A 14,039-nucleotide genomic window follows, 5' to 3' on the forward strand; every position below is an offset into this window, starting at 1 on the left:
CGGAATGCAACTATACCATATACGGTAAAAAGATAATAGCACCAATTATAACAGCTATAATTGCAAACAATAAAACCGCTCCTGCCGCAACATCCTTTGCAATTTTTGCAAATGGATGAATATCGGCAGTCGCTAAATCTACTGTTTTTTCCACAGCCGTATTTACCATTTCTAAACTCATTACACTCCCTATTACAATAAGTAATATCATCCACTCTGTTCTCGTAATATGGAAATAAAAGCCGCAGCATATAACAATGACTGCGGCTAAATAATGGATTTTCATATTTCGCTCATGACGAAAACAAAAGAATATACCAGCTATAGCATATCCAAAACTATCTATAAGTTTTCCTTTTTTCATCGTCCTAATCCAAAAGCTTCTAAAATTTCTTTTTGTCTTCCGAACATTTCTTTTTCATCTTCTTCTGTCATGTGATCATAACCAAGTAAATGTAAAAAGCCATGTAATGCCAAAAATCCAAGTTCACGATCGAAAGAATGTCCGTACTCTTCAGCTTGCTCTTTCGCCCTTGGAATAGAGATAATAAGATCACCTAACATGCGTGGCATCTCTGCACCAACAATCTCCATTTCTCCTTCTCCCATTTCTTCCATCGCAAAGGATATTACATCTGTAGGTTGATCTTTATCTCGGTAATCACGATTAATTTCTCTAATGCGCTCATTATCTACAAATGTCACCGATACCTCCGCACCATCCTCGATATTTTCCATTTGAGCTGCTTTTTCTAACACTTCACGAATTAAACTCATATACGCTTCTTTTACTTCTTCTGTTTCATCAATAAAATCAATTAACAAACTCATTCTTTCTCCTTTTCTTCCGGAAGTTCCGGATATGTAATACGCGAATGGAAAATACCATTTAACGTTTCACACAACGTTTTTCCAACGATTTGTAGTTCCTTAAACGTCAAATCACATTCACTAAATTGACCGTCTTGTAGTCGATCTTTAATAATACTTTGCACCAAATTATTAATTTGTTCTGGCGTTGGGTGATTCATAGAACGTACCGCAGCTTCTACACTATCAGCAATACCAACAATTGCCGATTCTTTCGAAGTTGCTTTTGAACCTGGATAACGGAACATCTCTTCTGTATATTTTTCTTTATCTTCTTTAATAGCTTTATAATAAAAATATTTCAGTAACGTTGTACCGTGATGTTGCCCAGCGATATCAATAATTTCTTGTGGAATATGATATTCTTCGAGCATTCTTACTCCATCCGTTACGTGAGCAATTATAATATCTTTACTCGTTACAGGATCTAATTTATCATGCGGGTTTTCAATTCCCATTTGGTTTTCAATAAAAAATTGCGGTTGTACTGTTTTTCCTACATCATGATAATATGCCCCTACACGCGCTAATACACCATTTGCCCCGACTGCTTCACAAGCAGCCTCAGAAAGATTCGCTACCATTACACTATGATGATATGTCCCTGGCGCTTCTAACAAAATTCTGCGTAAAAGCGGATGATTTGGACTTGATAGTTCCATAAGCTTCATGCTTGATACGATTCCAAGTCCACTTTCTAAATATGGTAAAATCCCCATAGCCAAAACGGATGATATAATCCCTGAAAGTGAAGCCATTAATAATTGCGTACCAATTTCAAGAGGCGAAAAATTCCCATTACGTAATAATAAGAGCGCCGCCAATACGACTACATTTAATACAGAAACGAGTATACCAGCTTGTAAAATCATTGTACGACGATTTTTTTCTCGCAAGAAAATACTAACCGATAATGAACTTAACAATACGTAAATCCCTACACTATAATTTAATGTACTCGTTACTCCTTCATTAAACATAATACTTCCGCATACAGAAAAAATCATACTCGTTAAAAAGACAAATCGATCACCAATCATTAGTTTTACAAGTATTGTTCCCATCGCAACTGGGACAACATATGCAATCCCCGCGTATTCAAGTTTTTGAAACAAACTAATGATTTTCATTAAGACGATTGTGATAGACAAAATTGTAATATACGCTAAAACATACGGTCTATCTTCTCTTTTTCTCTTTAAAAATAATTCAAATTGTTTATGCATAAAGTATAGTAACACACCAATGAGTACCGCTAATCCAACATAAGGTTGAAAGCCGTTCCCTTTTTCTAACAAACCAACTAATTTCAACTGATTATACACATCACTTGAAATTGTTTCACCTTCTCTAACAAGAACTTGTCCTTGAAGAATATAAACAGGTGGAACTAAATCTTCCTCTGCTTTTCTTTTCTCTTTCGTTAAGATCGGGTCATAAAAATAGTTTGCTGAAATTGCATATCTTCCTAGCGCCTTAATTGACTCTTTTAAACCATTATCAACATTAACACTATTCATCTCACTTACATATCGTTCTTTCGCATCTTTCAATTCGTCCATTTTAATATGCTCAGTCATGATACTATTAATCGCTGTGACCGCAGCATCTTTCGCTAATACTAATTGGCTCGAATCTGCATTAATCAAACTTAGTAAGTTTGAATCAGATAATTCTTTCGTTAAGTCAGCGGGTAGTTTCTTTTTTAACTTCTCCACTTTCTCAGCATCAGTCATCTTTTTTTGATCATCCGGTCCAACAGCTTTAATCTCTTGCACCACTTCATCCACTTTAGCAAAAACGTCATTCACAATATCAACTTTGTTTTGTTTATACTCACTTTTATATGTATATTGATCTTCAACTTTTGTAGCGGCTTCTTTTTTCTTTTTATCCGTTGTAACTTTATCTTCAATTTTTATAGGAGAATGGATTGTCTTTTTCGCAATAGAATACATATTAACATCTAATTGCTCTGGTTTTACATTATTCATAAGCGCAAAAAACAGCACTGCTCCTAATACAACGTAAGAAATCCAACTTAGTTTTTTCGAATGTTGTAAATTACGAAACCACTTAGAAATTTCTTGAGATCTTGACATGATTTCAATACCTTCTCCTCTCCAGAAATAAAGTGAAACTATTTATAGCTTTCATTTCTTCTACCAAACGATACTTTGAGGCAACATTTTATACACTAGTACCTATAGTTTATTTTCCTTATCTTTCATGATAGTAAAAAATATGACGTTCGCCAACCTTATCATACAAAAAGAAATGATCCTGACAAATAGGATCATTCCATTTTATCATATGCCTCAATAATACGTTGCACCAATGGATGTCTCACAACGTCCGTTTGTTCTAATGTAATAAATGACAGACCTGATACATCAGATAAAATATTAGCAGCTATAGATAGTCCTGATTTTACCCCTTTTGGCAAGTCTACTTGTGAAGGATCCCCTGTAATAACCATTTTAGAACTAAAACCTAATCTTGTTAAAAACATTTTTATTTGAGCACCCGTTGTATTTTGAGCCTCATCTAAAATAACAAATGAATCATCAAGCGTACGCCCCCTCATATAAGCAAGCGGCGCGATTTCAATTACTCCTCGCTCCATCATACGCTGCGTATATTCTTGTCCAAGAATATCATGTAAGGCATCATATAATGGGCGTAAGTATGGATCTACCTTCTCTTTCAAATCCCCTGGTAAAAAACCTAAATTTTCTCCAGCTTCTACAGCAGGTCTTGTTAAAATAATTTTCTTTACATACCCTTGTTTTAAAGCCCTCACAGCCATTACTACAGCTAAGTATGTTTTTCCAGTTCCTGCAGGCCCTATCCCAAAGACAATATCATTCTTCTTCATCGCATGAATATATCGTCTTTGCCCCATTGTTTTTACACGAATGGATTTACCTTTTGCAGTCTTGAAAATTTCTTCTTCATATAACTCTTCAAATTGAGCAATTTTCCCTTGTTGTGCAAGCTGAATTGCATACGCAACATCTCTCTCTGAAATTGATATACTTTTACGAATTACAACAAGTAATTGCTGTAAGATTTTTTCTACGAGTGTCACCGTTTCAACTGCCCCAGATACATGAACAGTTTCTCCTCTAGTTACGATCGATACATTCAGTTCTCGTTCAATTACTTTTAAATGTGCATCATTGACTCCAAAAAGAGCGATTGCTTCGTTAGTATTTTCCAATTTTTGGTTCATTTCTACTAATTGTTCTGCCATTACTCAGTCTCCTTGAATATCGGATTCGGATATTGGTTGTGGCTCTGCAATATTTTCAACCACAGTATAATGCAATGTGACCTTTAGTTGACCCGCCTCAACCTCTTTACTCAAAATCTTATCACTTACAATCATAGCATGTTCATCCAATTTTTTCTTTAGTTCTTTTTCGGCCATCTCTTTCGCTACTTTCAGCGCTTGCTTTTCTGTATATTCTCGATTCGCTTCTTCCTCTTCTCTCACAACATCTTTTTCATATGCAATCGGCAGTGTAAAACCAAATAATTTCACATCATGTTTTACACTTTCAGTACGAGAGCGTTTATACTTATCATGCTGAAATCCCCATATTTTTATTTTCGTATCCCCAAATTTAAGAAAATGTTCATTGTATACATTACCAGTATACACTTGGAATTGCGTCTTTAACGGGACATCCACCTTAGATGTATACCACGTTTCTCCATACACAATACCTTTCGCTGAAACAATCGTCGGACTTTCCTCATTACCATATATTCCTGATACGAGAATCTGCCCTTTTTCTACATGATCATTTTTCAGTACAACCGGCTTTCCAACTTCTACGAACGTCTTTGTAATAATCGCTTCTTTTTTTGCTACTAAATTTTGCGGCCTTTGTTCCTTTTCTTTCTTCGGTTCGTTTTTTTCAACAATTTTAAAATGATACGTCGTTCCTCTTACTTCTAGTCCCGCCCAAGTAATGGCATTAATATTATCTGTCAAATGGCGTTGTACATCTTCTACATTCGGCATTTGAAATTGTAGTTTCCCTTTTTTAATACCCATTTTATCCAATTCTTTCATCAATATATATTCCGTTTCAGGTTTTGCTCCTGTAATTTCAATTTTCCAAACCATATTTGACATTGCAATCACACCAAAAAAGAAAATTAAAAAACCAATTAAAAATCCACTATTTTTAATTAAACGCTTATTCCAAAAAGGAAAACCATAACGTCCAATAAAATATAATTTACATTCATTTTTTCTATAAATTGGTTTTATTTTTTTCACATCGCGTAACAACATACAAAAAACTAACGTTTCATCAGCTATCTTTTTAACATCCCAAACTAATAAATTCCTCCGTACACATTCATTAACAAACCGTTCCGCTCCTCTACCTTCAATTCGCACTTTTACATATCCAAGCCACTTTATAAACCATTTATTTTTCATTTACCACCTTCACTACCTTTCTAAAAGTAGATATACTACTTTTTATTTGAAACATTAAAATAGCTCGTACTAAAATGAAACCGAGTAAAACTGTAATCAGTCTCTATCAACGGAACTTTTACAGGATAAAGAAGAAAAACTTCACAAATGGAAGTTTCACTTCAATCACCTTTTTTTTCATTTTCTAAAAATGTTACTTGCTCAATTATCCCTTCGAGCAAAAGCTCTTCTGGAAGAATCGTTTTAATAACAAAGGATTGTCCTTTAATTAATAATTGACCGTGTTTTAAAAGTAATCGCACTTCTTTATCTGAAAACACTAATAACCCCCGATGATTTTCTATATAAATATGTATTTGCCCAACAAGAGTAATCCGAGGTAGATCCATTAATACATCCACTGGTAGGTCTACTTGTTTTGTCAACCAATTTTTCATTTGTTCTAATTTCTTCATCTCGAAAGACCCCCTCTCATCCCATATATATGTATTTCTTCACAAGTGCCTATCGTGTTATAACGACTTCACTAACATAACTATATTCTGTAAGAGTTCATATCATGTTAATTAAAACAGTCGCTATATGAAATCATATTTGTCAGGACAATGATGGATCAGAGGATGTTACCTTTAATAATAGAAGTATTAATACAAGAATATGCGCCCCTACAGGATATCAGTACAAGTTACATTAAGAAATTGAGCCTAGCGAGAAGTTAGAAACTTGAAAAAAACTGTTACAATTCGTTCTGGATGTGACATACTGACCATAGAATAAGTAGTTGTCATTTATTGGACAAATGAGATAAAGTGAAACTTTAATCCCCCCTCACCAATCGGGCTGCCCGTTAATGAGGGATAAAATCAAAAAAAAAGAAAATTTCTCCACTCTGAATGTTACGTTGTAAGTAAGAATATTTTATAGATGGTTGTTATATGAATTTCAAAAAATATTAGGGTTCATTAAAAAATGAATTAATAAATGAGGAAATACGAAAGTAAATTGGCTTTAGTCAAGAAATTTCGAATGTTATAAAACAAATTATCGACAGTAATATCCGGCCATTTTATGCAACTGATGCAAAATCTAAAATAGTTAGAATCTCTTTCGTTACCTTTGAGGATTATGCTGAAGAGCAAGCTATAAAACTTCAATCTGATTTTCAGAAGGTTCGGTACTTAGCTTTTATTTGCGAAAGAAGTTTTAGTCAAGGAAGTAAGAATAGGTGTAGAATCGGAATTATACAAGGAAATAATAAATTGAAACTTTAACTAGAGGGGTTTCTATCACTTATAGAAACCCTTTTTAAGCAATATAGCGTTTCTCCTTAATAAGAACAATAAAAAAACGTCTCATACGAAATGAGACGTTTTTTTACGCTAATAGCTGGATAACCAGCTTATTCACAAGTGATCCGTCTGTTTTACCTTTTACTTTCGGCATAACAGCAGTCATCACCTTACCCATATCTGCTTTAGAAGTCGCACCAACTTCAGAAATAACTTGCTTGATTACATCAACTAGTTCTTCTTCAGTTAATTGCTCTGGCAAATATGCGCTTAAAATCTGAATTTCACTTTGCAGTTTATTAACAAGGTCTTCACGACCAGCTTTTTTAAATTCAAGGAGGGAGTCCTTATACTGTTTTACTTCACGAGCTAAAACTGTTATTTCCTCTTCTTCAGTAAGAGTATGTTGCAGTTTAATACCTTCATTTTGTAAAGCAGCCTTAACCATACGAATAACGGTTAATTTTTCTTTTTGTTTATTCTTCATCGCTTGTTTCATATCATCGTTTAAACGACCGAGAAGACTCATAACTTACACCCTCTCTTAGAATTTACGCTTTCTTGCCGCTTCAGATTTCTTCTTACGTTTTACACTTGGTTTTTCATAAAACTCGCGCTTTCTTGCTTCAGCAAGTGTACCAGTTTTAGAAACCGATCTTTTAAAACGGCGAAGTGCATCCTCCAAAGACTCGTTTTTACGAACGACTGTTTTTGACATTCTCTTTCCCTCCCTCCGAAACATCACACTTACATACTAACTTCAGCATGCAAAAAGAAACACTTCTTCAGCATGTCTTTTACGATTATAATACATTTTATCACTTCAGGTCAACTATTTGGCAGAATAAAAGAAGAATAGAAGCATTTCCTTTTCAAAAGTTATGCAAATAGCTAGTATCCTTTACTGATGAAGACAACTATATTTTTATCATTTCATCTTTTTTCATACAGGGATGCATGAAACGCCTCCCCACCTTATAGTACTTAACCGCTTCAAATAAAGAAAGCATGCAAACCGTTTCCGGTTGCACGCTCTTTTTATGCGCTAGCTGATTCTTTTTTTACATCATCTTCAAGAACACGAACAAATTGCGCTTCGTTATATGGATAACCAGCTTTCGTAATTTTCACTTTCACTAGCTTACCAATTAATTCTTCTGATCCTTCAAATACAATTTTCAAGTAGTTATCTGTATACCCTACATATAACCCTTCACGGTCGCCGTCTTTAAATTGCTCTTCTGGAATGATTTCAAGCACTTCACCTTCAAACGCTGATGCATATTCTTTCGCTAATTGATTAGATAGCTCAATTAAACGATGAACACGATCATTCTTCACATCTTCAGGAACTTGATCTTCCATGCGTGCTGCAGGTGTTCCTGTACGTTTTGAGTAAGGGAACACATGTAACTCAGAGAAGCGGTTCTCTTTAATGAAATTGTATGTTTCCATGAATTCTTCTTCTGTTTCACCTGGGAAACCAACGATTACGTCAGATGTAATCGCAAGGCCTGGTAACGCTTCTTTCAAACGATCTAAACGCTCTTGGAAGAACTCCATCGTATATTTACGACGCATACGTTTTAATACAGTATTAGAACCAGATTGCAACGGAATATGCAAGTGGCGTACAACTACTTCAGATTTATCTAACACTTCAATTACTTCATCTGAAATTTGACTCGCTTCAATAGAAGAAATACGAAGACGTTTTAATCCCCCTACTTCCGCTTCCATATCACGAAGTAATCCAGCTAAGTTATAATCTTTTATGTCTTCGCCGTATCCACCTGTATGAATACCCGTTAATACGATTTCTTTATAGCCTGCATCCACTAATTGTTGTGCTTGTTTAATAACTTCTTTTCCATCACGAGAACGCATTAAACCACGCGCCCAAGGAATGATACAGAATGTACAGAAGTTATTGCAACCCTCTTGTATTTTTAAAGACGCACGTGTACGATCCGTGAAATAAGGTACATCAAGTTCTTCATACACACGTGTTTTCATAATATTACGGACAGCATTAATTGGTTGACGCTCTTTACGGAATTCTTCGATGTAACCTAACATCTTTTCACGATCCTGTGTACCAACTACAATATCTACACCCGGAATCGCCATAATTTCAGCTGGAGATGTTTGTGCATAACATCCCGTTACGCAAATAACTGCATCTGGATTTTGACGCACAGCACGTCTGATTACTTGACGGCTTTTTTTGTCCCCAGTATTCGTTACTGTACATGTGTTAATAACATATACATCAGCTTTCTTTTCATATTCTGTTCTTTCATAACCACCTTGTTTAAACAATTGCCAAATGGCTTCTGTTTCATAGTGGTTTACTTTACAACCTAACGTATGGAACGCAACAGTTGACATTGATCATCACCCCATCAATTCAAAATGATACGAAGCAGCACTTAACGCGTATAACGGCGCCGTTTCTGTTCTTAAAATTCTTGGTCCTAAACTACATGGTACAAATTTATGTTCACGAAGCGCTGTAATCTCTTCCTCAGCTAAACCGCCTTCTGGGCCAAATACAATCAATAGCTTTTGACCTGGTTTCATTGTCGTTAAAGCTTTCGCAAAATTAGATTTCTCACCTTGTTTTGCTTCCTCTTCGTAAGCAACAAGACAAACATCATACTCACCACTCATTGAAAGCAATTGCTTAAATGATGCCGGAGCATGTACTTCTGGAATTTCACTTCTATGTGATTGTTCCGCAGCTTCTTTCACAATTTTTCTTAAACGCTCAACTTTTTTATCAGCTTTTTTCGCATCCCATTTTACGATAGAGCGAGATGCTTGAAATGGTAAGAATGCAGCTGCCCCAAGCTCAGTTCCTTTTTGAAAAATTAACTCTAGCTTGTCTCCTTTTGGCAGTCCACTTGCAATCGTCACGAAAACAGGAAGTTCACTTGACGCCTCTACCCATTCTACAATAGCCGTATTAATAAATTCACTGGTAATTTCATCAATTGAACATACTGCTGTTTTTCCGTTTACACAGCAATAAATATGATCACCAGCTGACATACGCATCACTCTTGCGATATGATGTACGTCATCACCTACAATGCGAATACTTGTCTCATTTACATATTTCTCTTCTACAAAATAACGTTGCATATAATCACCTTAGTAGAGTTTCGTTCCTTTCGTAAGTCAACACTTACGAAAAGAACGAAACGTTATCATTTTTCATATAACAAACGGCAAGTCTCTCACCTTATAGTGAGAGACTCCCCCTTTTCATTATAGACTAAAATCTATATTACGCATTTCGTGCAATAATTGCTACCCAATCTTCCATTCGTAACACTTCTTCAATTGTAAATCCAGCTTGTTCTAACGCCTCAGAAATTACTTTTTCCTTCGCAGCAATAATGCCCGATGTAATAAATAATCCACCTGACTTCACAACTCTTGCTGCATCTTCAGGGAATAATAGAATAATTTCTGCTAATAAGTTAGCTACGATTAAATCAACAGGACCTTCAATGCCTTCTAAAAGACTATTTTGTCCAACAGACACGATATCATCTGTTTTATTTAAACGTACATTCATTTCTGCACTTTCAACCGCAACCGGATCTAAATCATATGCTTGAACAGAAGACGCACCTAATTTTGCAGCCGCAATACTAAGTACACCAGAACCTGTTCCTACATCAATAATAGTGTCACCTGGCTGTACTGTTTTTTCTAAAGCACGGATACACATCGTTGTTGTTGGATGAGTTCCTGTACCAAACGCCATACCCGGGTCTAATTCAATGATTTTTTCATCAGGAGAAGATGGTGTATATTCTTCCCAAGTCGGTACGATTGTGAATGTATCAGAAATTTGTACTGGATGGTAATATTTTTTCCAAGCAGTAGCCCAATCTTCTTCATTGACTTCGTTAACGGTAATATTTCCAGTACCAATTTCGATGTCGTAAGATGGAAGCACATCAATAGATGATTTTACACCTGCAATCGTTTCATGTAAAGAATCCGTTTGCGGGAAATACGCTTTTATTAATACACCTTCCGCCGGATATTCATCTGGGTTCAATGCATAAATTTCACCATATTGTTGCTCGCGCTCTTTCGTTAACTCCGCTGGATCCTCAATCGCAACTCCACTAGCACCAGCTTCATGTAAAATATGAGAGACAGCTTCTACTGCTTCTTCTGTTGTAAGAATACTAATTTCTGACCATTTCACAATTTACCAACTCCATTTTTTATTTCCATTATTCCCCTTTGAAAGCACGTTTAAGCTTTCCGAATAAACTATCATCCTGCTCTTCTTGTCCTGCAAATTCACGTAATAAATCTTTTTGCTGCGAAGTCAATTTCGTCGGTACAACAACACGAACGACTACATATTGATCTCCTTGGCCGTATCCACGTACGTTCGGAGCACCTTTTCCTTTTAAGCGGAATTCTGTTCCAGTTTGTGTTCCTGCTGGAATCTTCAGCTTCACTTTACCATGAACAGTAGGAACTTCCACTTCATCACCAAGCGCCATTTGCGCAAATGTTAATGGCATTTCGCAAATAATGTGATCTCCTTCACGCTCGAAGAATTCATGACTTCTTACATGAACGACAACATATAAGTCTCCTGCTGGTCCGCCATTTACGCCGGCTTCACCTTTTCCAGACACACGAATTTGTTGACCATTATCGATACCCGCTGGAATTTTAACATTGATTTTTTTACGTTTACGAACTTTACCTGAACCGTGACATGTCGTACATTTTTCTTTAATAATTTGTCCAGTTCCTGAACAATGACCACAAGCTTGACGATTTACGATACGACCAAACGGTGTGTTTTGTTCTACACTCACTTGACCAGAGCCTGAACAATGTTTACATGTTTCTTTTGAAGTTCCTGGTTTTGCTCCACTACCTTTACAAGTATCACATGGATCTTCTACTGGAATTTCCACATTTAATTCCTTACCAAAAATAGCTTCTTCAAAATCTAAAGTGACTTGATATTGTAAGTCAGCACCTTGGCGCGGAGCATTTGGATCACGACGTCTGCCGCCGCCACCGCCAAAGAAAGAACTAAATATATCTTCAAAACCGAAGCCACCGCCGAAGTCTCCTCCGCCGCCAAATCCACCGAATCCTTGATTTGCACCAGCATGACCAAATTGATCGTACTGTGCACGCTTTTGATCATCACTTAACACTTCGTATGCTTCTTGTACTTCTTTAAACTTTTCAATTGCATTTTCTTCTTTGCTTACGTCTGGATGGTATTTTTTAGCCAAACGACGATACGCTTTTTTAATTTCATCTGTTGAAGCGCCCTTGCTAAGTCCAAGGACCTCATAATAGTCTCGTTTACTCATAAATTTACAACCCCCGAATCTTTCACATAAACGTAATTTTAACACCGAAAGAAAGTGCTTTGCAACAAAGTTTCCTCACTTACAGTATGCAAAGCGAAAAACTTAAGATCCTCACACATCGCTTCTCATTCGTGAAAAAAGCCAAAGTCAAGGCACGCTTGACTTTGACTTTTTGTCATCTTACTTATTATGTTTACAATTGAATTACTTGTCTTCTTTTACTTCTTCAAACTCAGCGTCAACTACATTGTCTTTCTTTGCGCCAGCATCTTGTGCACCTTGCGCACCTTCTGCTTGACCAGCAGCTGCTTGAGCCTGCTCGTATAATTTAACAGTTAATTGTTGTACGATTTCTTGTAAAGCATCTTTTTTCGCACGAATTTCTTCAAGCTCGTTTTTCTCAATTGCAGCTTGTAATGCTTCTTTCGCTTCTGTTGCTTTTGCAACTTCAGCTGCATCTACTTTACCTTCTAAATCTTTTACAACTTTGTCTGTTTGGAATACAAGTTGGTCAGCTTCGTTACGAAGTTCAACTTCTTCCTTACGTTTTTGGTCAGCGTCAGCATTTGCTTCCGCTTCTTGTACCATACGTTCTACTTCTTCATCAGAAAGACCTGAAGAAGATTGGATTGTAATAGCTTGCTCTTTGCTTGTTCCTAAGTCTTTCGCACGTACGTTAACGATACCGTTCGCATCAATATCGAATGTTACTTCGATTTGTGGAATACCACGTGGTGCTGGTGGAAGGTCAGTTAATTGGAAACGACCTAACGTTTTGTTGTCAGCCGACATTGGACGCTCACCTTGTAATACGTGAATGTCTACTGCTGGTTGATTATCAGCAGCTGTCGAGAATACTTGTGACTTACTTGTTGGAATTGTAGTGTTACGCTCGATTAATTTCGTGAACACGCCACCCATAGTTTCAATACCTAAAGAAAGTGGAGTTACGTCTAATAATAGAACGCCTTCTACATCACCAGTAAGTACGCCACCTTGAACTGCAGCACCTAATGCTACAACTTCATCAGGGTTTACACCTTTATATGGCTCTTTACCAGTTTCACGTTTAATAGCTTCTTGTACAGCTGGGATACGAGTAGATCCACCAACAAGAATAACTTTATCTAATTCGCTTGGAGCAAAACCAGCGTCTTTTAATGCACGACGAGTTGGCTCTAATGTTCTTTCAACAAGACCTGCTGAAAGCTCTTCGAATTTCGCTCTTGTTAACGTTAATTCTAAGTGTAATGGACCAGCAGCTCCAGCACTAATGAATGGTAATGAAATTTGAGTTTGTGTTACACCAGAAAGATCTTTTTTCGCTTTTTCAGCTGCATCTTTCAAGCGTTGAAGCGCCATTTTATCTTGGCTTAAATCAATGTTATTTTCTTTTTTGAACTCAGCTACTAAGTGATCGATGATAACTTGGTCAAAGTCATCGCCACCAAGACGGTTGTCACCAGCAGTTGAAATAACTTCGAATGTGCCGTCTGCTAACTCAAGGATAGATACGTCAAATGTACCGCCACCTAAGTCATATACTAAGATTTTTTGTTCTTCGTCTTGTTTTTCTAAACCGTAAGCAAGTGCTGCTGCTGTTGGCTCGTTAATGATACGCTCAACTTCTAAACCAGCAATACGACCAGCATCTTTCGTTGCTTGACGCTCTGCATCGTTGAAGTATGCAGGTACTGTAATAACAGCTTTCGTTACTGTTTCACCTAAGTATGCTTCAGCAGAAGCTTTTAAGTTTTGTAAAATGATTGCAGAAATTTCTTGAGGTGTATAATCTTTACCTTCAACTTCTACTTTGTAGTCTGTACCCATATGACGTTTAACAGACATGATTGTATTTGGGTTTGTAATTGCTTGGCGCTTTGCAACTTCCCCAACTTGACGTTCTTCATTTTTGAAAGCTACAACAGAAGGTGTTGTACGGTTTCCTTCTGGATTTGGGATAACCTTTGGTTCTCCACCTTCCATAACAGCTACACAAGAGTTTGTTGTACCTAAGTCAATACCGATAATTTTACTCATGGCGAA

13 protein-coding genes are annotated in these 14,039 nt (G+C 36.6%); all 13 read right to left on the minus strand.

Translation table 11 applies throughout. The annotated features are described in order from the left end of the window. Positions 1-10: 10 nt before the first annotated feature. Positions 11-364, minus strand: a complete 354-nt coding sequence (locus tag ACXKY9_RS20990) for a diacylglycerol kinase family protein (protein ID WP_000715469.1) — start codon at positions 362-364, stop codon at positions 11-13. Beyond that, entirely contained in the window at positions 361-831 is a 471-nt protein-coding gene (gene ybeY / locus ACXKY9_RS20995; RefSeq protein ID WP_000054679.1) for an rRNA maturation RNase YbeY, read from the minus strand. Before ybeY ends, ACXKY9_RS20990 begins: the two co-directional genes overlap by 4 nt. Then, the gene (locus ACXKY9_RS21000) at positions 828-2,972 is read right to left on the minus strand and encodes an HD family phosphohydrolase (protein WP_000091514.1); all 2,145 of its coding nucleotides are present in this window, start codon (positions 2,970-2,972) and stop codon (positions 828-830) included. Before ACXKY9_RS21000 ends, ybeY begins: the two co-directional genes overlap by 4 nt. A gap of 194 nt (positions 2,973-3,166) precedes the next feature. Then, entirely contained in the window at positions 3,167-4,126 is a 960-nt protein-coding gene (locus ACXKY9_RS21005) for a PhoH family protein (RefSeq protein WP_000840499.1), read from the minus strand. Positions 4,127-4,129: 3 nt separating this feature from the next. Continuing rightward, positions 4,130-5,329, minus strand: a complete 1,200-nt coding sequence (gene yqfD, locus ACXKY9_RS21010; protein ID WP_000792499.1) for a sporulation protein YqfD — start codon at positions 5,327-5,329, stop codon at positions 4,130-4,132. 161 nt (positions 5,330-5,490) lie between these two features. After that, on the minus strand, positions 5,491-5,784 hold the full coding sequence (yqfC, locus tag ACXKY9_RS21015; protein WP_000732269.1) for a sporulation protein YqfC: 294 nt from the start codon (positions 5,782-5,784) through the stop codon (positions 5,491-5,493). Between the two features lie 919 nt (positions 5,785-6,703). Then, on the minus strand, positions 6,704-7,147 hold the full coding sequence (locus ACXKY9_RS21020; RefSeq protein WP_000054562.1) for a GatB/YqeY domain-containing protein: 444 nt from the start codon (positions 7,145-7,147) through the stop codon (positions 6,704-6,706). Positions 7,148-7,162: 15 nt separating this feature from the next. Next, entirely contained in the window at positions 7,163-7,336 is a 174-nt protein-coding gene (gene rpsU, locus ACXKY9_RS21025) for a 30S ribosomal protein S21 (RefSeq protein ID WP_000048061.1), read from the minus strand. Between the two features lie 320 nt (positions 7,337-7,656). Then, positions 7,657-9,009 carry a tRNA (N(6)-L-threonylcarbamoyladenosine(37)-C(2))-methylthiotransferase MtaB gene (gene mtaB, locus ACXKY9_RS21030; protein ID WP_000108679.1) on the minus strand — a complete coding sequence of 451 codons (1,353 nt, stop codon included), beginning with the start codon at positions 9,007-9,009 and terminating at the stop codon, positions 7,657-7,659. Between the two features lie 6 nt (positions 9,010-9,015). Then, complete coding sequence (locus tag ACXKY9_RS21035) at positions 9,016-9,765, minus strand: 16S rRNA (uracil(1498)-N(3))-methyltransferase (protein ID WP_001190159.1); 750 nt, start codon at positions 9,763-9,765, stop codon at positions 9,016-9,018. A 145-nt stretch (positions 9,766-9,910) separates the two neighbouring features. Continuing rightward, entirely contained in the window at positions 9,911-10,849 is a 939-nt protein-coding gene (gene prmA / locus ACXKY9_RS21040) for a 50S ribosomal protein L11 methyltransferase (RefSeq protein WP_000872117.1), read from the minus strand. Between the two features lie 28 nt (positions 10,850-10,877). Continuing rightward, positions 10,878-11,993, minus strand: a complete 1,116-nt coding sequence (dnaJ, locus tag ACXKY9_RS21045) for a molecular chaperone DnaJ (protein ID WP_000043948.1) — start codon at positions 11,991-11,993, stop codon at positions 10,878-10,880. A gap of 204 nt (positions 11,994-12,197) precedes the next feature. Next, positions 12,198-14,033: a chaperone protein DnaK gene (dnaK, locus tag ACXKY9_RS21050; RefSeq protein WP_000034700.1), complete on the minus strand. Its 1,836-nt coding sequence runs from the start codon at positions 14,031-14,033 to the stop codon at positions 12,198-12,200. Positions 14,034-14,039 lie beyond the last annotated feature (6 nt).

It is taken from the genome of Bacillus sp. 2175, assembly GCF_057812155.1.

Excerpts from the sequence above, each read along its gene's own strand:
- ACXKY9_RS20990 (WP_000715469.1), bottom strand. The coding sequence starts at position 364 with ATGAAAAAAGGAAAACTTATAGATAGTTTTGGATATGCTATAGCTGGT.
- ybeY (WP_000054679.1), bottom strand. The coding sequence starts at position 831 with ATGAGTTTGTTAATTGATTTTATTGATGAAACAGAAGAAGTAAAAGAA.
- ACXKY9_RS21000 (WP_000091514.1), bottom strand. The coding sequence starts at position 2,972 with ATGTCAAGATCTCAAGAAATTTCTAAGTGGTTTCGTAATTTACAACAT.
- ACXKY9_RS21005 (WP_000840499.1), bottom strand. The coding sequence starts at position 4,126 with ATGGCAGAACAATTAGTAGAAATGAACCAAAAATTGGAAAATACTAAC.
- yqfD (WP_000792499.1), bottom strand. The coding sequence starts at position 5,329 with ATGAAAAATAAATGGTTTATAAAGTGGCTTGGATATGTAAAAGTGCGA.
- yqfC (WP_000732269.1), bottom strand. The coding sequence starts at position 5,784 with ATGAAGAAATTAGAACAAATGAAAAATTGGTTGACAAAACAAGTAGAC.
- ACXKY9_RS21020 (WP_000054562.1), bottom strand. The coding sequence starts at position 7,147 with ATGAGTCTTCTCGGTCGTTTAAACGATGATATGAAACAAGCGATGAAG.
- rpsU (WP_000048061.1), bottom strand. The coding sequence starts at position 7,336 with ATGTCAAAAACAGTCGTTCGTAAAAACGAGTCTTTGGAGGATGCACTT.
- mtaB (WP_000108679.1), bottom strand. The coding sequence starts at position 9,009 with ATGTCAACTGTTGCGTTCCATACGTTAGGTTGTAAAGTAAACCACTAT.
- ACXKY9_RS21035 (WP_001190159.1), bottom strand. The coding sequence starts at position 9,765 with ATGCAACGTTATTTTGTAGAAGAGAAATATGTAAATGAGACAAGTATT.
- dnaJ (WP_000043948.1), bottom strand. The coding sequence starts at position 11,993 with ATGAGTAAACGAGACTATTATGAGGTCCTTGGACTTAGCAAGGGCGCT.
- dnaK (WP_000034700.1), bottom strand. The coding sequence starts at position 14,033 with ATGAGTAAAATTATCGGTATTGACTTAGGTACAACAAACTCTTGTGTA.